Genomic DNA, 23,064 nt, shown 5'->3' with positions numbered 1-23,064 from the left:
ACACATGTGCGACCATGAGGGTTATGCGCGGGCGGCACGTCATCGTGGCGATGGAGGGGTGGCACAAGGCCCCGTCCCTGATCAGCGGTCATGACGGACTGCAGTGGAGCGTGCTGGAAATCGTGGACTTCTGGGAGCATCCCCGGTACCGCGAGCACGGCCGCGTACCCGATCGGCCCGGAGCCGAGGGCCGCCGCTACCGGCTGCTGGTGCGAGGGCCGCTGCCCGGCCGCATCCGCCAGATCGCCGAACAACACGTCGTGATCAGCCAGTTCGGCGACGGGCGCGGCTGGTACATGCGCCCCGGCTAAAGCAAGGCCGGCATGCGGCTCGCCGCGAATCGGGGTGTCGGTAGATGCGTCCGGGGTCCCGCACCACCCCCGGCCCCAGGCAGGAGAGTCCTTGCCCGAGGCGCAGTACGCGCGTTCACCGGCCCGCGAGGAGGCTGGGTGCAAGACGACCGCGAAGTGCCCGTTCTCCCGCCCTGCGAGGCGGGAGAGCGGGCACTCGCGTCTCATTTCGTGTTGCGAACCCTCATTAGGGGCGATGAAGGACGAGTCTGCGGACGCGTATCCGGCGAGAAACTCGATCAGTTGCGAATCCTCAGAGGCAGTCGTCGTGGCGCTACCTCCCCCGATCACGGCCGGGGTAAGAACGATGAGGTCATCGTAGCATCGGCCGCGCTGGCGCTACGGGATTCAGGCTAAAAGGCCTGTCTACGGCGCCCCACTGGATTCGCTCCCCGACGACCTCGCCGACGCCGACCAGATCTTAAGCGCGCCGAGGCGCGAGAGACCTGCTTGGTGACGACCTTCCTTTCGGAAGAGAGATCGGACGCTCCTGCGGGAGATGGAGGGGCAGCGTAGACTCGCGTCATGGCCGACGTGAGTGAGGTCCTGAGCCAGGTGATGCCGGGGCGGATGTCCCGTGAGGAGGGCTTGGCTGCGCTTGAAGATCTGTGGGGCGCGCCGCCGCAGTCTGCGGAGCAGGCCCGCGCCGACGCCTGGGCTCGACGCGCGACCGGTCAGAGCGCAGAGCCCGGCGATGAGCGGCTGCTCTCCGAGGTGGACACGGAGCTCGCCGCGAAGTATGGCCGTTCGGTGCGCCGCGCTTCATGACCGCTGATTCTCCTCGAAGGCTTCCCTCCGGCGTCCACGGCCGCGTACTCGACACCTCCGCGCTGGTCGATCTTGCATCGGGGCGCACCCTGTACGCTCAGGCGTTCGCTCGGCATTCCACCGTTACGGGTCTGGTGTGGGCGATCCCCACCACCGCTGTCACCGAAGCCTGGTCACGTCTTCCAGATAAGGGGCGGCTTGGGCTCGCAGTGCTGGTCCAACTCGGCCACAGCGTGATCGAGCCGCTTGGGCTGGATCAGTCGGGTCCGGTGGGCGAGGTTTTGGAGGGCGCCGAAGCAGGCGCCGACGTCTGCGCGGCGCACGTGGCAGAAGTCGCCACCCGCCGCGGCTGGCCGGTCCTCACTGATCGGGGTGTTCGGCTCCGTTCGATCATCCCTGGTCTGGAGATCGAGCCCCTTCCGTAAGGAGGTCCCGGTAGCAATATCCGCTCTAAGTGATAGTGGCCCTGACCTGGGATTGCAGCCTCGCCGGTCGGTTTCGAGTCTCGGCAGGGACCCGAATCACTCAAGGGCCAGCGCCAATGCATTGGCCTGGGGTTGATGCCCCGCCAGGGACGGGCCAGAGCCCGCAGAGCGGCGCGCGGCCGCCGACACGGGCCCGAGGCTCCGTGCAGCGGACGCTCGGGAGCAGGTCGGCGAGCCCAGCACAACTCCACCAGGAACGCACCGAACAGCTCTGCTCTGCAGCGCGACGGGCCAAAGTTTGCTTGCGGTGGTGGGCGCCCCTCTCAGGCTCTAAGCTGGAATTGTTCCGATCACCTCTAGCAGAGGAGCGGCCTAAATGGCAGACTCCGAATCTCGGGAACCTTATTCGGAAAGCATCGATGCCCGCTTGGGCGTGATCTGGATAGGGCGATCGCACGTCGAGCAGTTCCTGCGGGAGACGCTCCAGGACGATTCAATCGCTGTTACGCATTCCGTCGATACGGGATGGTCGGTCCATGGAGGCCGCCGTGGCGGGAACATGGCTACCGCCACCTGGGGGACCCCGCAGATGTGCGCCGAAGACATCGCGCAGCTTCTTCTCCAGCAACGCCCCATCAGAGTAGGGGACGATCGGTTCGGCCTCGACGGCCCGGCCACCGCTGCCGCGCAACAGAAGGCGAACGAGCTTAACGTTCGTTTTTCTGAGTGGGCCTGGGAAGACCCAGAGCGCGGCGCCGAGTTGGCACGTCAATACAACGAACTTTTTAACATCGAACCAACTCCGCACTCTTATGAGGGTGTGGAAATATCGATGTCAACTGTTGTCCCTCTTTCCAAGCCCGATCCTCAGATGATCGAAGCAGCCAAGGCGGCGCTTACTGCAGCCCATGCTTTCCCGGGCCGCCCCACCAGCCGCCGGAACTCAAGTCAGCAGGAACTCGGAGCCCCACCACCGGGCGTGGCGCGCCCAGCAGACCGGGGTGTTGAACGCTAGCTGCACCGTTCAGCTGCGCACTGCTTGGGCAGCTCGTTGGGGAATTGCCCCGTCGGCCGCTGGCAAAGACGACAGCATCGGCCACGTCTACGGACTCGCGTTGTAGTACGGCACGGGCCACAGGACCTACAAGCCGTAATGGGTGACAGCGGAAAGCCACCCAGGTAACACCTGTAGCGCTCCTGGTGCGGGTTCAGCGTTCGGGCGCGGGGCCGCGAGGCGCCCTGCGGGTGGGTGGCGCGGGTGCTGTGTGGCTGCTGCCGCGCTGCTGGGTGGTGGTGGCTGTGATCGGCTTTGGGAAGGCCGTGCGTATGGCGGTGACGGCGGGATGGGTCTGCGGGCTGGTGGGGTTTGGGCCTGGCCCGCCGTCCAGATCACGAGCAAGGCGGGCGACCCGTTTTGGGGCGTTGTCGGCGTTGGTGATGGTGTCGACGATGGTTTCGGCGACGAGTTGGTAGGGCATTTCCAGCCGTTCGGCCAGCCGTGAGGTTTGCCGGAGGACCTCGTGGCGGGGCATGTCGATCAGTGCCTCTGCGCTCGCCCGCAGGCCGGCGAGTTTGCCTTCGGTGAATCCGTTGTCCCATCGTTCGAGGACATCGTTGATTACCAGGTCGGCGAGGGGGCGGGTCTGATCGAGGACGTCGGCGAGGGCGGCGGGGCTCTGGGTCCGGAGGATCTCGGCGGGGTCGACGCCGGCGGGCAGGCTGGCGGCGTCGATGGTTCCTTGACCGCTCGTGCGAGTCAGCGCGGCTAGGAGCGGGTAGGCGGCGATCATTCCCGCGCGTCCGGCGTTGTCGCTGTCCAAAGCCGTGAGCACCCCCGCGCCTGGAGGTGCTGTCCGGGCGAGCGCGGCGACGTGATGGGTGGAGAGCCGGGTTCCGCACAGCGCCATTCCCGCGTAGCGCAATGGGGCGGCCCTGCTTACCGCGATGGCGTCCAGCGGGCCTTCGACGATGACGGGCCGGGCCCCGGCGGCGAGCGCGGCGCGCGCTTCGGCGAGCCCGAACAGCAGTTGGTCCTTGTGGAAGATCGGCCCGTCGGGGGTGTTGAGGTACTTGTCGGTCTGGGCCTCTTTGGATCGGGGCGCGGCCCGGCCGATGAAACCGCGGGTGCGGCCGTTCTCGTCGCGGATCGGGAAGATCGCGCGGTCGCGGAACAGGTCGAAGATGTCGGTGCCGTCGCGGCGGGCTTTGGCCAGTCCGCCCGCCACGATCGCCTCGTCGGGGTAGCCGCGGCTGCGCAGATGGTCAGTGAGGGTGCGCCAGCCGCCGGGGGCATAGCCGATGCTCCAGCGCTGTTGGGTCGCGGGGTCGATGCCGCGTTCGGCCAGGTACCGCTGGGCTCCCCCGCGCGGCAACTGGGCTTGGAAGAAGTCCTCGGCCTCGGCGTGCATCTCCAGGAGTTGTTTGACCAGGTTCGGGTCGGCCTGCTGCTCGGGGTCGGTGAGGGTGGCTTGGAAGGTCTCGGCGCCGGCGCGCAGGGCGGCGGCGCGGTGCCGGGCGGTGTCGGCTTGGCGGCGCAGATCGCCCGGCGGTCCATCGGTGTCGCCGACGCGCCGCCATCCCGGTTCGACGGGGACGTCCGTCATCAGGTCTCCCCCGGGTCGTTCCTCACCTGGGTGGAGGGGCTCGGCGAGGGGGAGCCGGGTGAGGGGTCGTGTCGGCGTTCGAGTGTCTCGATCCGCTGGGTCAGGCCGCCGACGGCGTTCTGCATGGCCGCCAGTGCGGAGACCAGGTCGTTGATGGTGGCCTGCTGGTCGGCGACGATGCGGAGGAGCTCGTCACGGTCAGGGCCGGGCGGGTTGTTGTCCGGTGGCGTGTCCATCACTCTCCCCGCCCTTGGGGTGCCCGGTCGCCCGGCGCTCTGCGGGGGGCGGGAGCACTCCGCAGTGAGGCCGCGGGCGCTTGGGGTCCCTTGCTGTTGAGCTGCTGGGCGACGCGTTTCGGGAAGGCAGCCGCGGCGATGGCCGCTGCGCTGCTCGGCCGGCTGGTGGACGGATTGGCCTGGGGCTCTCGCTCGGGCGTCGTCGGTCCTTCGGCGCCGTTGCCTTGCTGTTGGCCGACCCATTGGGTCCAGGTCAGCGGCCCGGTGTAGGCGTCGTATGCCTCCAGTTTGGCGATGATCGGCCCAAGCACCTTGGGGTCGGTGGGGCGCACCAGTTCCCGCTCCCACTGCGGGTACATCTGCGCGACGTGCTCGTTGCGCGGCGGTCGACCGACCAGGAACTCGGTCCGCGCCCAGTTGCGGTCGACGGGGCGGGCGTCGTTCTCCGGCCCGGGAGGCTCTGCCGCTGCAGCGACGGCCGGGAGCTCCGGGAGCGGAGGTGCGGCCTCGGGTTCTGGCTGCACGGGGACAGTTCGCTCCGGTGCGGCTGGGAGCTGCTCGCCGGTCTCGCGCGGTTCCGGCGGGGTCGGGGGCCGCGAGCGTTCGGCCGCCGGTCGTGGTGGCGGAGCGGTCGCCGGAACGTCCTGGTCGGTTGCCGTCCCGTGGGCCGCGGCGGGGACGGGCGCGGGGGCGGTCACGATGCTGGTGGTCTGAGGGTCGTAGGTTCCCAGCGGGGCCCGCTGCCCGGGGGGCAGGTCGCCGCGCAGGTGCGCAAGGTTCTGCTCGGCGACGTGGTGGAGAAGACGCATGGCGTGCCATCCCGCGCCTACGTCATCGGGAGAGGCCGTCTCCAGGCGGTTCATGCCGTGCCGGGCGGTGGCCGAGGCCAGTTCGCAGGTGCGTGACCATGCGGTCTTCAGGAGTCCGAGGTCGGCGGCGTCCTCTTCGAAGCGCAGCACTTCTCGGTGGATCTGGGCCATAACGGGAAGGGCGCTGTTCCAGATGCCGGAGAGCCGTTGCCACGCGCGGCCTTCGGTCACCCGTTCGCCGGCGGCGCGGCCGCCGGCGGCGAGCGCTGTGCGCAGCTCGGCAATGGCGGTGCGGCTGACCGGGGCGGCCTGCGTGGCGTCCTGGGCGGGACCGGTCGGGCGGATCCGTCCGCGCAGGGACGCCCAGTCCTGGCGCAGCCCATCGAGGGTTTCCAGGGTCCATCCGGGCGGCAGATGCCCCATGAGCTGGTCGGCGAAGTCGGCGGAGCGGGTGTGGAGGGTTTGCGCGGCCAGCCACGCCGGGGTGTCCCTGTATCCCGCTTTCTCTATCACCGCGGCGATGCCGCGGCATGCCTGGGAGATCACCCGGGAGACCCGCGCGGTCACCATCCGCAGGAAACCGCGGGTCCGGACGTCCCGCGCGACTCCCTCCAGGTAGCTGCCAGGCGCCGCGGTGATCGCGTCAGTGAGATCGCGCAGGGCGGTGGTGACCGCCCTCACCTGCTGCCATTGCGGGGTGCCGTAGTACCAACTGGAGTGGGCTTGGGCATCGCTCAGTGGCGCCCGCAAGGGCTCCAGGCCGGGCGGCATGCTCAGGGGCGCATTCCGTGCGGGTCCGGAGCCGTTCTCCTGCGCCGCCGCGGCGTTGATCGCGGCGATGAGCGGGTTGTTCGGGTTCTCGTCCGCCAGCGCCCGCTTGAGCTGCTCGAAGGCCCGCGTGAGACGTTCGGCGTGTGGTGAGGAGTACGGGCCACTCGGAACCGGATCGTCGCTGGACAGGTCGCGGTCGGCGTGTTCGGCGAAGACCGCGAGCACGTCCTCATAGCCGCGCTGCAACTCGTCGGTGGACGGCGCGTCTTCGACCGTCTCGACGCCGGTGTCGTGTGCAGGTGGCGAAGGCTCGGTCTCCGGGGAGCGCTCAGCGGTAGCGCTGGAGCCGATGTCTGCCAGGGTCTCCCGGTCGAAGTAGGGGTAGCCGACGTCCGGGTCGGAGGCACGCCACAGCAGTTCGCGGTGCGCATCGAGCATCCAGGCGCGAGAGCTGCTCGACAGCAGCCTGGGGTAGGTGCGGTCTACCGCTTGTTGCAGTTCCTGGAACACCAGGGCCGCCCGGCCGATGTCCTCTGGTGACGGCCGCCCCGTCGCGGTTTCGATCATCGAGAACGCACCGGCGGCGGCCAGGCCGACGTTGCGGGCCCCGATGCGGTGCAGTCCTTCGGTGATCTCGGCGGAGGTGAGTTCGCTGGTGTCGGGCAACACCATGAAATCCGGTGAAGCCGGCTGGAGATCGGGGGTTCCCTGCTCCACGGCAGAGGGGGCCAGTTCCTCGTGCGCAGGCACTTGCGGGGTGAGCGCGGAAGGGACCCGGTCGTGGTTGCCTTCGGGCTCGGGCTCTTCGGGTTCGGGGCTGGACTCGACGCCGGCGTCGCCGGACGGGGCGCTGTACGCCGACTCGCTGGCCTCGGCGGCCCCGGTGGCCGGGGTTGCGGCGCGGCCGTTGGAAGCGGCGAGGGGCGGCTCGGTTTCCGCCGGTCGCGGCGGAACGTCTTCCGCGGCCGGGACGTCGAGCAGCGGATCGGGTGGCAGATCGGGTTCGGGGGGAAGATCCGGCTCCGCGGGGGCGGGGACCGGCTCGTGGGACGCGGGCGCCGCGGTGGGCGTTGATGAAGCAGCGGCTGCTGGTGCGGGGACCGGCTCGGGACGATCCTGCTCGACTTGCGGCTGCTCGACTTGCGGCTGCTCGACTTGCGGCTGCTCGACTTGCGGCTGCTCGGCAGGTGACTGCTCGGCAGGTGACTGCTCGGGCGGCGGCGCGGCGGGCCGCTCGGCGAGCAGGATGTCGCCGGTCTGCGAGGTTTCCGCGGCCTGGGCCACGGCAGGACGGGCGCCGGCGTGTTCGGCTGCGGCTGCGACCGGGTCCTGGATCCATGCGAGCGAGCCGAGCTCCACCTGCTGCTGGCCGCGGGTGACGGCGACGTAGGCCAGCCGGATCTGCTCGGCGGGAGGCAAAACCATCTCGCCCTCGTCATCGAGGGTGGGCGGAGTGAAGTCGGGGCCGATCCGAACCTTGTCCCACTCGCGCCCCTTGGCCTTGTGCGCGGTGGACACCACGAGTTCGGGTGCGCGATCGGGGTCGGTGCTGGTCTCGGGGACCAGGTCGGAGACCATCCGGATCAGCCCGTCGGGGGTGTAACGCTCGATGAGCCGCACTAGCGTCTGCAGGGATTCGGCATCCGGGTCGTTCTCGGCGGCGTAGACGACCGCGTTCCAGTCGGCGAAGCGTGAGAGTTCGGGGTGTCTGGTGGTCTTGCCGTTCTGCAGGTCTTTGGCGGCCTCGGCGATCTCTTCGATCTCGCGGCCGCCGCCGACCAGGGCAACGCGTTTGCCCTGGTTCATTCCCTCGATCACTGCGGCGACCGCGCTGGCGTTGGTGCGGGTCAGCACGGCGTCGGGGTCGTCCACCGGCCCGAGGCGGGTGTCGAGCGCCGGGTTGCCCTGCAGTTCCAGGTCGGCGTTGAGCAGTTGCAGGAAATCATTGCCGACGGCGGCGACGGCGGGTCCGAACCGCCAGGACTGGGTGAGCGGCAGCACTGTATCGGCGGGCCAGGTGGGCAGCGCGTCGACCGCGCCGGTGAACCCGTAGATGGACTGGTAGGAGTCTCCGACCACGATGGTCTGGGTGGGCTGGCTCTGCACGAACTTGGCCAGGACGGGGTTGATGTCCTGGGCCTCGTCGAAAATGATCAGGTCGGTGGGCAGGACCGGGCGCGCGTTTTGCCCGATGCCCTCGATCCAGATCTTGCGGTAGTCGTCGTGCTCGAAGATGAGCCGGCCGTTGGGTGAGCAGATGTCCTCCCACGCGGCTCGCGCGTGCTGAAGGACGACCTGGGCCAGGTCACGGTTCTGCTGGACTGCTTGCGGCAGGCTGTCGTGGTCGATCTCGTCGGCGGCGCTGATCCGGTAGCTCTCCACCGTGGCCATGGCCAGCCGCGCCAGGTCCTCGGGTTCGTAGGAGTCATGGCCGATCTTGACCGGGCGGGTGATGCCCAGGATGGGCGCGATGTCCTCAGGCCAGCGTGCACCCTGGCCGATCTTGCCGATCTTCCTGGCCAGCGGCCCGCCGCTGAGCGCTCGCCTGGCCATGGCGTGTGATGTCATCGCGGTGACGTTGCGGGGCATGACGTCGCCCGCCTCGTCGGCGATGGACCGGTTGAAGGCGATGTAGGTGATCCGCTTGTCGGGGAACTCCTCGGCGACGAGCCGCATCGTGGTCGTCTTCCCGGTTCCGGCCAGCGCGAGTACCGCCACGTCCTGTCCGGCGCGGACGGCGTCGATGATGGCGGCCTGCTGCGCGGTTGGTGGGAAGCGCGGTTTGCTTGGCGCGACCGTGAGGCCCTGGGCCGCCGCGCGCTCATCAAGGTCGGCCAGGACCTGGCGGATGGCGTCGGCGGCTTCCTGGAAACGGGTGGGGTTCCGGTCGTACACCCACACCTGCTCGGGCCTGTCCCAGCGGAACTTGCGGCCCCGCGTCGTGAGGGCTGCCTTGATCTCGGGCGGGTCGCCTTTGTACCTGGTTCCGCTGACGCGGACACCGGTGGCGGTCTGCTCGATGTGGATGCGGCTGCTCCAGTACCCGGTCGGCTCGGAGGCGTCGCTGGAGGGGTCGACGGTCATCGTGTCTTCACCTTCCTTGAGGGCGTGACGCGCGCTGGCTCCACCACGGCCCGCCGGGTCCGTTCCACTCGAACGATCATCGCTGGTTCTCCGGCTCCGGGACGGCCGGGGCATGCCTGCTGGGCGCGGCGTCCGGTCCGGTGCCGGGCTGGCCCTTCTTGGCGGCTGTCTTGAGTTGATCGGGCAGACGGCGCGGTTGCGCCGCGCTGGCGACCCTCACGGCCGCGAAGGCCGGGGATTCGGCTGGCGTGTCCGAGGTTGCCTGATCGCCGGATGCAGCCGGGGCGGGACTTGATGCGGGCGGCTGGGGTGCAGACTCAGCCGGGTGGCCACCGACGGTTGTCGCCGCCGTGGCGCTCTGCTGATCAGTACCTACGGGCTCAGGGCCCGGTTCGCCTGGCCTGTTGGACGACGGGTCGGGCGACGGGTCGGTGGATTCGGCGTCGGCCTCGGGGTCGGTCTTGGTGTTGTCGGTGGTGAGTTCGCGCTTGAGCTCGTTGAGGCGGGTACGGACCTCGTTGATCCGATCTTGATGAGGGTACGGTTCCCCGAGCAGGGGCTGCGCTCGCTCGATCTCCAGGTGGCATGCGGGAATGCGGTCCACGTGCCATTGCCGGTCGGTTTCGAGGTTGGCCAGCCGGTTCTCCAGCCTGGTGATCAGTCCGTGGCCGCCGGGGACCGTCTTGTGGTTGAGCCCGATCTCGCCGCCGTACACGCCCTTGAGAGTCAGCAGGATGGTGGTGGGCCGCCGTTCGCGGTCCAGGTTGGCCTCGATGGGGAAGCCGCCCAGCGTGCCGATCTCGATCGTGCGCGGCACGCCGCGCTGGGTGGCGTCGATGGCTTTGGACAGCACGCTGCGCAGGTGGGCGCCTGCGTCGTTGCGTTTGGTGTGCCGGATCCCGGCGATGGTCATGGTGAAGGCGTCCCCGGCGGTGGGCTGCCGCTGCGCGATGGCGCGGTCGATGTCGACGATGGCCTGCTGGGAGCTGGCGATGCCGTGCTCGGCCTGCCGGATGGACATCTTCAGGCCGTTCTGTTTGCGGGCGTGGGCGCGCTGGCCGCGCACCAGCGACTTGAGTTCCTGGTCGAGTTTGGCCTTCTCGATCAGCCGCATGTCACCGGCGCCCAGGGCGGCCACTTCGGCGTAGCCGAGGGTGTCCTCGTCGGGGACCTCGATCGTGCGGACGTTGGGGTCGCGGTGCTTGAGGTGGGCCAGGAACGCGGCCTTCATCTCGCACCGTTGGGCGCGGATGACGTCGTAGGAGCCTTCAGTGATGAACTTGCGAATGAAGATCTCGCTGTTCTGGTTGCCGGGGCGTCGGCCGCGGGCGTCTTCCTGATCGTCGTAGTCGGGCCGCCAGTGCGGGTGCATCTTGTAGATGCCGACTACGCGGCGTTGGAAGTTCGTCCCCACGCCCATCTTCTCGGTCGAGCCGATGAGGACGGAGACATGGCCGTCGTTGCAGTCGGCGGTGAGTTCCCGCTTCTTTCGGGAATCGCTGCCCGTCTCGTGGATGAACCGGATCTTTTTCCGGGGCATCCCGCCCTTAACGAGCAGGTCGCGCAACTCGTCGTAGAGGTTCCACCTCTCGCTGGGCACGCCTTCGTTGCAGAACACGACCAGGAGGCTGCCGCGTACCGGGTCGGGGTTTCCGTCGGCGTCCAGGTAAACGTCGTCGCGGTGCTTTTTCCATTCGTCCAGGATGTCGGCGGCGAGCGCGTCGACCTTTTGCGGGTCGTCAGGGATGTCGGGGAGCGGGCCGTGGTTGGGGTCAAGAAGCCGCAGGTCTTGACCGGCGCGGAATCCGTCCCCGATGACGGCGACGCAGGTGTCCTCGCCCTTGCGGCCGCGGTTTCTCCGTGCTGCCGCGTACCGGTCGGCTAGGACTTTCTGGTAGTCGGTGAGTTCGCCGGTGGCGGGGATCACGCGAACTTCTGGTTTTCCGCCGACGATCGCGGGTCGCGGCAGGTCGATGTCGTCGGCGGTTTTGAAGTCGCCGAAGTGGTGGATGTCCAGCAGCAGGTCGGCGACGTTGATGAGGTCGCTGGTGCGGCTGACCGGCCCCCAACTGTTGTCGCCCTTGAGTTCCAGCCGGGTCTTCTGCACGGCGAAGGTCGCCAGCCAGGAGTCCGCGGAATAGAACCCGGCATCTTTGAGTCGGTCGGGCCGCAGGTAGCGCATCAGCACGTGGTACTGCACGATGCGGTTAGTGATCGGGGTGCCGGTCGCGAACGTGGTAACGCGTTCACCGAACCGTTTGCGGGTGGAGTGCAGCTTCATTTCCAGGTCGACGCACCGGCGAACGAAGTCGATCTCCATGCCTTCGACATTGGATGGGGTCCACAGGTTGTTGTAGTCCTGTGACTCGTCGATCACCACATAGTCGAACCCTGCATGCTCCCAGGTGAGTGCCGGGTCCTTGTCGATCCCCTTGCGCTTTTTTTTCTTCTTGCCGTCACCCTCGTCTTCGTCCTCGTCGTCTTCTTTCTCCTTGTCTCCTTCGATGAAGGCTTCGATCTTCTCTTTGAAGTTCAGCAGGACGCTCTCTTCGTCCTTGACGCTTTCTGATTCATCTTGGTGGGCGCTGAAGAAGTCTTCGGCGAAAGCCAGGTAGTCGCGGACTCCGTCGGGGCTGAGGTTGATGCTCTCGAACGCGGTGCGCGTCAAGATGACCGCGTCGGGGTTCTCCTGCATGCACCGGGCGAGGAACCGGCGTTTTCCCTCGCCGGTGAGTTCGCTGCTGTCGGCGCACAGGACCCGGGCGGAGGGGTAGGCCCACATGAACTCGTCTCGGACTTGGTCCAGAATGTGGTTCTTCACGCACATCACCGGCTTGTTGATCAGCCCGAGGCGGCGCAGTTCCATCATCCCGATGATCTGTTCCAGGGTTTTGCCTGCGCCCATCTCGTGAGCCAGCAATACTGACGGTTCGTTGATCATGCGGGCGACCGCGGCCTTCTGCCACCATTTCAGCGAGATGTTGCGGTTGAAGCCGGGCAGCGACAGCTGCGCATCGTCGTAGCTGCGCAGGACGATCGCGTTGAAGCGGTCGTTGTAGCGGCGGGCGATCAGCGCGCCGCGGTCCAGGTCTTCCCAGATCCACTCGCCGAACCGCTCGTTGAGCTCTAGTGCCTTCTCCTGGGCCGCCTCGGTGGCCTCGGCGTCGACGACCTTCTTGCCTTCGCCGACCTCCCGGAGGATCTTGATGGCCTTCTGGTTGAGCAGGCGGCTGGCCAGGTAGGTGGCGTTGGCGTCTTCGGTGCCCCAGATGGAGTTGGCCAGCACGCCGGTAGCCTTGCCGGTGACTTTCCATTCGCCGGAGGGCGACAGGGACACCTTGATGCGGGGGTTGTCCAGGGTCTCGCGAAGGAACTGCTGGACGTGCTCGGGGTCGACGATGACCGAGCCGAGCCGCACTTCGATCTCAGCCGGCCCCAGGTCCTCGGGGATGACGGCGGTGAGCGCCTCGACGTTGGTCCGCAGGGCCGGGTCGTCGGCCGCCGCCTCGGTGGCCTGCTTGAGTTTGAGGCGGACGTCGCCCGACAAGTACTCGGCCGCCGGGACGAGCCGGTCCAGGGCCGGGTCGTGGAACACCAGGTCGCCCAGCTCCGCGCGGGCCTGCTGCTCATCGTCCAGGCTCAGCAGGTCGGCGATGACGTCCAGGCGCACCTGGGCGTGCTGGTCCATGCAGATCGCCAGCGCGTCGGCAGGGCTGTCGGCGATGTCGAGCGGTACCCGGGCCGGCATGACCGGTTCCCGGAAGATGTCGGTCTTGGCGGCCTTCTGGGTCTGGATCGAGTAGCGCTCCAGGCCTTGGACGCGGACCGCGAACGGGTCGGTGCGGAACCCGCCTTGGGGCGGCCGTCGGCGGGTCAGCGAGACCGCCTCGGGCCCGGCCTCCATCGCGATCGCGCGGCCCTGGGCGGTCAACTCGAGCTTGCCGCCCTCGACGTGGGCGAGACCGGTGGCCACCAGCCGGTCGCGTTCGGCGCGCGCGGCCTTGGTCTGCCGCATCTTCAACTGACCGTCGTCGCCGACGGTGGCCAACCCGCGGGCGGTCAGGCGGTCCCGGAGCGCGCGGGTCTGCTCCGCATCCCCGGTCAGCGTGATGGTGCCGCCGGCGAGGCGGGCGTGCCCGGCGGCGAGCAGTTCGGCCCGCAGTGCCTCCCCTTCTGGGGTCTTGAGGAGCCGCGGCGTCACGTGGACCCGGTTGATGGGCCCGTACTGGGCGGCGTAGGCGTCGTAGCGGTCGTTGAGCTGGGCGCGGAGCCGGTCCATCTCCGGCTGGTTGTTGCGCTCCTCGGCGGCCAGCAACTCCAGGGTGGTGTCGCGCAGACCGCACAAGGCCCGCAGTTCCTCGGCCTCGGCCGCCGACATCCGCGGCTCGTAGGGTTCGGCGATCCCGTCGACCATCTGGGTGAATCCGTCGGCGCTCGGGGAGATGAATCCCTCGGTCCAGGCCAGGCGCCCGCCCGATCCTTCCAGCTGGTCCAGCGAGATCGGATCTGGCGCCAGCACCTGGTCGCGGTCCACCGCCGTGGTGGGAGCCGCGAGCAGATCATGGTCACGGGCATGCTCGATGATCTGCTGCAGCGCCTGCGTCAATGCAGGGGCGGCGTCACGGTCGCCACGCACGGTCAGGTCGCCTTGGCGGCGCCCGGTGACGCCCAACTCCCCCAGAACCATGTCGGGGTGGTTGACGAAGTACTCGTTGATGGCGATGTCGTCGCCTTCGATCTGCTGGACGGGCGCCTGCATCCAGGCCACCTGGCTGGGGGCGCGGCCGGGTTCACGGCGCCGCAGCACCAGCAGGTCGGTCACCACATCGGTGCCGGCGGCCCGCTGGTGGGCGCTGGTGGGCAACCGCACGGCCCCGACGAGATCGGCCAGTGCTCCCATCTTCTGCCGCGCTTCCAGAGCCGGGCCATCGGTGCCGTCCAGGGTGTATCGCGAGGTGATCAGAGCGACCAGGCCGCCGGGGGCGACCAGGCGCACGCTCTTGGAGACGAAGTGCGTGTGGATCGGCATGCGGCGTCCCGGGTTGTACCGGGTGTCGCGCAGCCGGGGCTTGCCGAAGGGGACGTTGCCGACCACTGCGTTGAACGAGGCCTCGGGCAGCCGGGTGGTGGCGAAGCTCTCCGAGCGGACGGTGGCGTCGGGGTACAGCGCCGCGGCGATCGCGGCGGTGGTGGGGTCCCATTCCACGCCGACCATGGTGGTGTCGGCGGGGGCCAGGCCGATGAAGTTGCCGCTCCCGCATCCGGGCTCCAGCACCAGCCCGCCGGAGAATCCGAGCTGCTCCAGCCCGGCCCAGATCGCCTGCACCATCCCGGCATCGGTGAAGTGCGCATTGATGGTGTTGCGACGAGCGCTGGCGTACTCGTCCTCGCTCAGCAGCTCATGCAGCCGCTCTCGCGCCCAGGCGTACTTGACGCCCGGACCCGGCTTGCCATCGACCACCTCACGGGTGTCGAACACGGCCGGAACCGCGCCCCACCCCGACCAGCGCGCCAGAACCTGCTGTTCCTCGACGGTCGCTGGCCGCCGCTCCTTCTGCAGCACGCGCACCAGTTCGACGGCGGCAAGGTTGGCGCGGATCCGCGCCACCGGGCCCGAGGGCGCCAGGTCGTCCTGGCCGGCCGGCACGAACCGGGGCGCCGACGGCCCTGCGGGCTCAGCGGGACTCGCCCCTTCGTCACGGTCGACGTCACGGTCGGCGTTGGGCTCTGCATCGGGCTCAGCTTCGGCTTCGGGGCCGGCCCCAGAGGATGGGGCGGTGCCAGCCGGTGCGCTGTCAGAACGCCCGCCCGTACCGTCGGAGCGGTCGGTGCTCAGCCCATCAGCTGGGCGATCTTCTCCTCGTCCTCCGGATCCACCAGCAGCAGGTCCCGCGCGATCTGGTTCTCGGCCAGTTGCCGCGCTGTCGCCAGCCGGGCCGTCTTCTGGCTGTAGGTCTCCCCCGGAGGGTCCTCCCCCGCCAGAGCGTCCGCCAGGGCGTCGACCTCCATCTCGGCCGTCTCCCCCAGGTTCTGGAAGAACTCCTCCGGATCGCTCAGCTGCTCCAGCTGACTCGGCAGGAACGTCTCCCAGTGCCGTCTCGCCTTGATCCCGTACTTGTTCACCGGCTCGCCCCAGTCCTTGCTCGTCCTGCTGCTGGTCATCTTGCCCGGCCACGAGGCCCGGCTGCTGCATTCCACCGCCGTGCTCGCCACCGCCCGGGGCCTCCGGCGCCGGGTCCTGGCCGTTGACGGCACCGTCGTCCATGGTGGCGTCCGAGGCGGGCGGGGGATTCTCTTCACCGACCGAGCTGGCTTCCCGCCCGTTCCGCCCCGGGGCGGCTGGATCCTCGTGCGCCGCCGCAGGGGCGGCAGGCTCACGGTCAGGCTCGGCCGGCGCGTCGAGCGCAGGCTGGTGATGGGCGTCTGCCGCTCCCAGATCAGGCGGCGGGCTCGCTTCCGCAGCGGCGCCTACTCCTGTGGTCTCGCCCGGAGGCAGGCCGGTCTCCTGCTCGGCCTGGGTGTGGGCGGCGGCGTAGCGTTCCAGTAGGGCGCCGAGGGCGGCGACCTGCTGGCCGTAGCTCTCGCGCAGTTCTTGAAGCCAGGCCTGCTCTTCGGCCCGATCCTCCCCCACTTCGTGGTGAAGCTGCCGCAATGCGGCGTCCGCCCTCGTCCACACATCGGCAAGATCGGCTGCGGCCTGCCCGTAGTCGAAGCCGTCGCGGAGGGTGGTTCTGGCTCGTTCGAACGAGGCCCGGCGATGATCACGTATCGGCGGCTGCGCGGGAATGCGGCGCGCGAGGGCTCGGGCCAGCCGTCGTCTGAGGGCGGGATCCCTCTCGGTGCGGAGCCGCGCCGCCACATCGCCACCGGAGAGCTGGTGGCCGTCGACGCGGATGGGACCGCCAGAGGCCAGATGGTGGATGGCGGACGCGGCATGGGACAGCCCGTCGGGGTCACGAGCGTCGGGGAACTCGTTCTCGATCAGGTCAAAGCATTCGCGGACCAGGAAACCGGCGGTGGTGTCGCCGAAGTGGTGCAGCAGCACCAGCGTGGCTTCGATGCCCTGGTCGGCGAGTTCACCGACCTCCGGCAGCGGTTCATCCTGGCTGCTCTGGAGGGCTCGACGGTCGGCGTCCATACGCCGGAGCTCGCGTCTAACCGTGCCGAAGCGGTCGGCCAAGCCAGGCGCGTCCCAGTCGAACGGGGCACCGTCGGGCCCGGCCAGCGCGCCGATCCGCGATGCCCAGTTCAGGGCGTGCTGCCGATCGTCCAGGCCGATCCCCAGCGTGGTACCGGTAGCGGCATGCCAGACCGCCCAGGGAGCGCCGTCGCGTTGTTCGGCTGGTCCGACCAGGAACGATCCGTCCTCGCTCAGTTCTAGGTCGGTGCGTTCGGCCAGATCACGCGCCGCTTGCTGAGCGTCGCGGTCGGAGCCGACAAGTGCCCGCCCTTCGAGGCTGCGGGGGTCTCCACCGCCGCGAAGGTGCTGGCGGGCCTGCTCGATATCGGTGAAGCGTGGTGTCGGCGCGGCCTCGGAGACGCTTGCCTCGGTCACGCCTACGTCGGTCAAGCCGTCGGGCACCGGGACCCGTTCAAGCCCGGTGCGGGAGTCCACGACGACAGCGGTGTCCTCGCCGGCGCCGTCGGGTGCGGCACCGTCCGGTGCGGGTTGCAGGAAGCCGTGGGTGACGGCCTTGGTGATCAGCGCTTTTCGGCTGCCCTGCCACAGTTCGACGAGCCGACCGTCGAAGCCGCCGGGCTCTGCCGGGTTGACGATGTGGAGTGAATGGCTGGCGCCGTTTCGGGGGGCAGGATCGTATCGCTGAAGGGTCAGGGAGTATCTGCCGGTCGCCTGGTAGCCGTCCAGCCCGCGCACGCTCCCGGTGGCCGTGGCAGGCGCCGGGGGCGCGGCCTCGGCAACGTCGCCGGGCGTCTCAGCCAAGGTCGTCGCGCCGGGCTCTTGCTCGGACGCGCTCCCGGCTGGGGCGGCCGCCGGTGGACCAGGGTCTGCTGCGGGTGCGGCGCCGCTGCCCGCGGGGCCGTCCAAGTCGAACAGGCTGCCCTGGCCCGCGTCGGCGACACCGGCGTCGTGCTCGGCACGCGCCGCCGGTGCCGCCGGGGCGCTGAGGTCGTCACCGGGTTCGGCTTGTTCCGGGAAGACGGCGATTTCGGGTGCCCGGCCGTTGAAGACCATCGGCCACCGGTTCTCGGTGGCGGCGGTGGCCAGCGTGCGGGCGGTGAAGTTGGCGCTGGCGCGGGCCAGGTCCTCCAGTTGCGGCAGCAGCAGGGGCGCGTTGGTGCGGCGCTCGGCGTGCAGGTTCTCCAGCAGGAGATGCGCGTGCCGGGCCAGGGCGGTGAGCCGGTCCAGGAGTTCGTCACCGTCGGCGCTGCGGACGGTGCGCACCACGGGGAAGGTCGCCGCGAGTTCCTGGGCGTCGGGCCGGGCGTCCGCGGCGGTGGAAATCATGCGCCGCCAGGCTGCGCTGCGGTTCAGCCGGCTGATGGCGTCGGCGACCGGTCGCAGGTGCGTCCGCGCCTCGGCCCAGTTGCCGAACGGCTCCCCCTCGGGCAGGCGGAACGCAGGAGCGGGCTCGGGTGCGGCGTCAGCCGGTTGGCTGGGGGCGTGCTCGTGGAGTTGGAAGGGGCGCTCGGCCAGCGCGAGCCCGCGCGCCAGGGCGCGGACGCGTTCATCACGTCGGCCATGGCTCCAGCGTTCGTTGGCCTTCCAGTGGTCGCGCGAGGGTACGCGCAGGAAGTCGCCGTCTTTGAGTAGAACGTGGACAGCATCGCCCTCGGTGATGCGGCCATGAACGACGGTGCGCTGGCTGTTGTGCTCGATCCAGATCGGATCCGCTGCCGGACCAGATGACGGGCTCGGCGGGACCAGCGCGTTGTCCGCTTCCGGGTCGTCGGCTTCGATCAGCAGTTCCCGCAACCGGGCGCCGTCGCTGCGCAGACCAGCGCGCAGTTGGGCTTCATGCCTGACGGCATGGGACCACACGGTGTAGGCGGCGACGGCGACCTGGCCGTGCTCGGATCCGGTGAGGTCGGCCAAGCGGGCTGCCTGGTCGGCCAGGAGCCGGTAGCGGTTGATGTACCCGGCGGGCCCTCCGTCGGTCTCGGTGGCGGCCAGATCGACGGTCTCAGCCAGATCGTCGTAGGCAGCGCGGAACTCATCGTGCAGGTCCGAGTCCCCCACGAGCCCGTGCAGATCCCAGTACGCATGGTGCAGCGCGTACTGGGCGGTCAAGAGGTCCGAGACGTTGTCGAGCGGTTGCGCGGTTGATGTCAGATCCGCGGCGGGGCCCCGGGCCGGTGCCAGCAGCGCATCACGGTGAGCGATGAGCATGCTCTGCAAAGACCGGGCATGCCGTTCCAGCTGGAACCCGGACCTGTCCTGTTCCGGCGGCACCACCTCGACCAACTGGTTGAGGGGCCCTTCCAGCGCCGCCGCGTGTTGGGCCCAGTCCTCCGTGGCCGGGACGGCACCGAGCTGATCGGCAACGGCCTGGAGGGCGCCGACGTTGCGGTCACCCGCGTCGTGCGCGGCGAGGACCTCTGCGAGCAGCGCCGCATGCCGCGCGACCAGGTCCGTGCTTTGGCCGACCTGTTCGGCGGTCGTGTAGGCGATGCCGAACCACCACGGCAGCCTGTCGGTGAGGGCGCGCCATTCGCCCTGCAGCGCTTCGAGGTCGGCGTCAAACTCGGGCAGAATCCGTACCGTCGGCCGTTTCGGCTCGGCAGGCTCCACGGCATCGGGAGTCGCGGCAAGCGGCGGCCCGGCGGGGATGTCGAACAGGGCGCCGTCCGCTGGTTCCGGCGCATCTCCGGGGGCGGCATCCTGCTCCGTGGGGTGCGCGGTTCCCAGGGAGTCGGGCTGAGCGATAGAGGGGTCGGGCCCCAGATCGCTGTCTGCCTGCTGAGGCGTTTCGGGGGCCGGCGGAGAGGAGCCGTCACGCTCTTGCAGTAGCGCCGAGGGAGCGGCCTCGGCGGCGTCCGAGGGCGCCTGTTCCCCTTCGGTGGGGCGCTCGTGCGAGGTCTGCTGCGCGGCCTCCGCGCGTTGGGCGGGTTCGGCCGCATCAGCGCTGGCGTGCGCACGGATCAGGTTCCACGCCGCCCGACCGGCGGCCTGGTTCAGTCCCCGGCGGAAGGCCTCCTCACCGAAGTACCGGCGGCACAAAGGAGCAACCTCATCGTCCTGCCGGTCGACCATCGCCGCTTCAAAGACGGCATTGAACACGACCGCGAAGTTGCTCTCGTCGTTCACCGGAGCAGCGAGCCCTACCCGGCGATCGGTCACGGCGTCCACAAAGGGGCCGCGCAAGTCCTCCTCGGCGGTGATGTCCCTCCAACGGATCTCGGACTCGTCGATGCCGTGCAGGTCACCGCCGAGCCGGTCGAAGGCGCTTCCGGGTCCTTCGGCGGCGGAGAGGATCACGGCGAGCAGTGCCGCATCAGCGGCGGCCTCGTCCAGCGGCGGCCGTTGAGGCTCCGCTCCGCCTTGGCCGTGCTCGTCCTGGCCGTGCTCATCTCGGTTGCGCTCGTCGGTGCGGTCGGCGGCTGCAGCCGCGGCCTGCTCCTGCTCGGCGGCGGTTTGGAGGACTTGGACCTGCGCCGGTCCGTATCGGTTATCCGCCAGCCAGACTTGGTCCGGACGGGCCGGCCCACCGGAGCCTTCGATCTCGCCCTCGACCAGCCACTGGTTGTCGCTGCGCTGGACGACCGTCCCGGTCACAACGCCATGCAGGCCATTCACCCGCACCAGCGCGCCAGCCATGGCGGGATCGAACGGAACGGCGTCCGAGAGACCGTGACCGCTGCCGGGAGCCGGGGCGCCGAACTCATCGAACCCTCGCCGCTCCAGCATCTCTGCCAGCAGGTCGAAGCGGTCGTGGTCTTCGGAGACGTGGCGGAGCTCCGCGCGCAGGTCCTCGTCGCTCATCGCGGCGTAGCGGCGGCGGTCGTAGAGGTCTTCCCGGTCCAGATATGGGAAGCCGCTGCGGCGTGCCAGCGCTCCCAGTTCGTCCTCCAGGGTGACCAGCCACCAGCGCGCACCAGCGCGCCCCTGGGCTGGCGGCAATTGCGGCAGGAGCTGCTCTGCGGCGGTCTGGAACGCGGTGAAGGCTTCGACGGCGCGGTCGACGTCGGCGAACCACGTCTCTTCTCGGGGCGGATCGTTCAGCGCTGCGAAGACCGCTGGCAAGGTGGCGGCAACGTCCGCGGCGTCCAAGCTCTGTAGCGCCTCGGTGAGGCGTTCCAGGGTCAGATTGGTGGAGTTCAGAGGCGGCAGTTCGCTCGGCGCGAGATCGGCCGCCTGCGGTTCCTCCGACGCCTGCGGAGCCTGCGGCGCAGGCGCCGCTGAAGCACTCGGTACCGCTGGGTGATCCTGCCCCCGGTCAGGAGGCTGCAGGTTCCCTACAGGTGGTACGGGCGGGCCCCCGTCCTGCGGGAGGGGACCGGGCGACGAGCCCTCCGCTGGCGTCGGCGCGCCGTCGGCAGCCACCTCCGGCCCAGGCGCGGGCGCCTCAAGCAATGTCTGTTCGCCCGGGTACTCCTCTTGGGCGGTTCCGCGTTCGTTGGCGACCTGTTCCGTCAGGCCGGAAGAGGCGGCGGCATCGATCCGCCGGAGGCTTGCCTCCAGCTCAGCGGTCACCCCTTCACCCGACATACCTCGAAGTTGCGGGGCGGTGAACAGAGCACGGGGGACCGTTGGCAGTTCGTCGAATCCAACGAGGACCCCGGTGCCCTCGATGTTGAACCCGACGTAGAGGTTCACACCGTGCAGGGACCCCACCCGGAATCGGGCATCGGGATCGACGTTCCGCTGCGCGGGCGGCAGATCGGCTGCCTCTTCGAGCGCGGTCAGCCAGGTGCTGCGCAGGACCTCGCCGGCCTCCGACCGATCGGTGTAGGTCGTATTCCTCAGCTCTGCGCTGAACTGGCCGTCCGACATTCGCGCGAGGGCGTCCTCAGCGAGTTCACGACGTCGCTGCTGCGCCTGCATCTCGGCCTCTGGTGAGGGGCCGAAGACTCCTCGGGCAGCGATCGTGGTCTCTAGCCGTTCACCGACCGTCTGAGCGAGTCCGGCGAGTCGCCGCAGGGCCTGCTTCTGCGTCCCGGCAGAGGCCGGTAGGGCGGCGGCGATCTCGTTGCTGATCCCGGCAAGTCGCACGAACCTGTCTGCGACGCTCCGTCCCGCGGTTGGTCCACCGGTGCTGGCGGCGGCGAGGGCCTGCCAGCCGGCATCCTCGATCGCCGCCCCGGCGTCGGCGGGCGGACTTGTGCTCTCCCAGGCCATGTAGGCCTGATGGACGGCTTCAACCTGATCCCAGAAATCTTGCTGGGTGGCGAACGGACCGGGGTCGGGCCTGGTAGCGACCCAGCCGGGTATTCCCGCGGCGAAGTCGTGCTCGATCAGGGCCACCTCGGCCGGATCACGTTGCGCAGCAGCGCTCGGTTGATCGAGTTCGCCGCCGGGCTGCGCTGCGATTACGGATGTGCCGGTGCCGATGTCCTCACTGTCGCCAGGGGCTGTGGGTGCCTCGCTGCGGGCGGACGTGTCGCGAGGGTTCTCGGTGCCGGTGGTGTCGCCGACGGTCTCCGCCGGGTCGGGTGTCTCCTCCCTCGACGTCGGCGCCGGGGTACCCGAAAGGTCCCCGGGCTCCCCCCATGCGTCATCTTGGTCGAGTCCTTGGCTGGGAGATGCGGCCGGTGAAATGGGAGGCGCGGCGTTCGGCTGGGCGGGAAAGGCATCAGGGCTGGGCATCGCCGCGGGCTGGAGCACTGGCTCGGAGCTGGCTGCGGCGCCTTCGGCGGTGGTGAGCGCCACCGCCACGTCCCGAGGGTCGGCGTCCAGATCGAGGGCCACGCCGAAACGGGCCTGGATCTGGTCTTGGAGATGCGCGGTCATCCACAGCTTGGCCGAGCCTTCGCTCCAGCCCGCGACATACCGCCAAAGGGTGGCCGACTCGGCTGGGGTGGCCTCGGCCCACCAGGCATCGTCGTAGCGGGCCCGTAGGGATGCTTGCTGGAAGACGTGCGTTCCGTTCTCGCCGCGCAAGTCCGCCTCGGCGGCCTGGATCCGCAGCCGGATGCCGTCAATTCGTTCGCCGAGGACCGCGGCCCGGTCGGCGTGCATCACGATGCCCTCGGCCGTCGCGAAGTCCAGAGCGGTGATGTGGTCGGCGAGTTCTTGGGACAGCCGCTGCTCTTCCACCAGCAGCGCGTCCAAGACCGCGTCGGGCTCGGCTGGCACGGTCCCGTTCAGAACCTGTTGCCGGAACTCTTCCACTCCGCGGACGGCGTCTACGGCGTGGTCGCCGCTGACGGTCATGGCGGGTTCGACGGTGACGTCCCCGCCTGCGTAGGCCTCGACCACGAACCGGCCGGTGCGGCCGCCGGCGGGCTCCCCGGCTTGCTGGTCCAGCCGGTCGGCGAAGGCCAGGAGTTGGCGGGCGGCGAACTCACCGCGGCTCATGCCCGGCGGCGGGACGACCTGGAGCCGCTGGGCGGCCACCGTCCCGGTGAGGGTGTCGCGGATGACGAAGCTGGCCGTGCGGGCATCGGCGGCCGGTGCCGGGGAGCTGGCGCCGCGGGCGCGGGCCAGGAGGGCGATCACGTCGCGGCCCTGCAGCTGTACGTCTCGCACGTCGATGCCGTACCGGCGGCTGAGCTGTTCCCGCAGGTGCGTCATGGTGGCCTGGGCGAAGCCCTCCCCGACGGCGGCCCAACTCGCGGTGGCCTCCCAGACGGCGCCGATCTCTTCGGGACTGGCGCGCGACCACCAGTCATCGAGGTAGGGCTGCCGCATGATCGGCGTGGCCAGGGCGAGTTCGGCGTCCAGGTGCCGGGCGTAGGCCAGCGCGACGGCGTCACCTGCGCCCTGCGCCCTGCGCGCTTCGGTGGTCCTATGGGCGGCCCGGCGTTCCCCCGAACGAAGCGCCCCCCGGACGGCCTTGCGTACCCTGCCGCGCAGCGTTGCCACCCGCACCAACCTCCCGCATTGGATGCACCCGGAT

General features: G+C 69.6%; 8 protein-coding genes. 4 read left to right on the top strand and 4 right to left on the bottom strand.

The window, feature by feature from the left end:
- Window positions 1-23: 23 nt before the first annotated feature.
- The 4 genes from AB0C78_RS16600 (at window position 24) to AB0C78_RS16585 (ending at window position 2,558) form a co-directional block, all read left to right on the top strand.
- Entirely contained in the window at window positions 24-311 is a 288-nt protein-coding gene (locus AB0C78_RS16600) for a hypothetical protein (RefSeq protein ID WP_360748009.1), read from the top strand.
- 564 nt (window positions 312-875) lie between these two features.
- The gene (locus tag AB0C78_RS16595) at window positions 876-1,118 is read left to right on the top strand and encodes a hypothetical protein (RefSeq protein WP_360748006.1); all 243 of its coding nucleotides are present in this window, start codon (window positions 876-878) and stop codon (window positions 1,116-1,118) included.
- Window positions 1,115-1,543, top strand: a complete 429-nt coding sequence (locus AB0C78_RS16590; protein ID WP_360748003.1) for a hypothetical protein — start codon at window positions 1,115-1,117, stop codon at window positions 1,541-1,543. Before AB0C78_RS16595 ends, AB0C78_RS16590 begins: the two co-directional genes overlap by 4 nt.
- Before the next feature lie 376 nt (window positions 1,544-1,919).
- Window positions 1,920-2,558 (top strand): hypothetical protein, encoded by a 639-nt coding sequence (locus AB0C78_RS16585; protein WP_360748000.1) that lies wholly within the window; start codon window positions 1,920-1,922, stop codon window positions 2,556-2,558.
- A 193-nt stretch (window positions 2,559-2,751) separates the two neighbouring features.
- On the opposite strand, the gene AB0C78_RS16580 is transcribed toward AB0C78_RS16585, so the two are convergent.
- From AB0C78_RS16580 to AB0C78_RS16565, 4 genes are all read right to left on the bottom strand, one after another.
- Window positions 2,752-4,146 (bottom strand): toprim domain-containing protein, encoded by a 1,395-nt coding sequence (locus AB0C78_RS16580; protein ID WP_360747997.1) that lies wholly within the window; start codon window positions 4,144-4,146, stop codon window positions 2,752-2,754.
- Complete coding sequence (locus AB0C78_RS16575; protein ID WP_360747994.1) at window positions 4,146-4,382, bottom strand: hypothetical protein; 237 nt, start codon at window positions 4,380-4,382, stop codon at window positions 4,146-4,148. Before AB0C78_RS16575 ends, AB0C78_RS16580 begins: the two co-directional genes overlap by 1 nt.
- Window positions 4,382-9,046, bottom strand: a complete 4,665-nt coding sequence (locus AB0C78_RS16570) for an AAA family ATPase (RefSeq protein ID WP_360747991.1) — start codon at window positions 9,044-9,046, stop codon at window positions 4,382-4,384. The genes AB0C78_RS16575 and AB0C78_RS16570 overlap by 1 nt, the downstream gene beginning before the upstream one ends.
- Before the next feature lie 76 nt (window positions 9,047-9,122).
- Window positions 9,123-23,030, bottom strand: coding sequence for a hypothetical protein (locus AB0C78_RS16565; protein WP_360747988.1), 13,908 nt, complete (start codon window positions 23,028-23,030; stop codon window positions 9,123-9,125).
- Window positions 23,031-23,064: the final 34 nt, after the last annotated feature.

The organism is Actinomadura sp. NPDC048394 (assembly GCF_040651755.1).
GTDB classification, from domain to species: domain Bacteria; phylum Actinomycetota; class Actinomycetes; order Streptosporangiales; family Streptosporangiaceae; genus Spirillospora; species Spirillospora montaniterrae.
The sequence above is the reverse complement of the archived record's forward strand: the minus strand, read 5'-3'. Positions and strand labels throughout refer to the sequence as shown.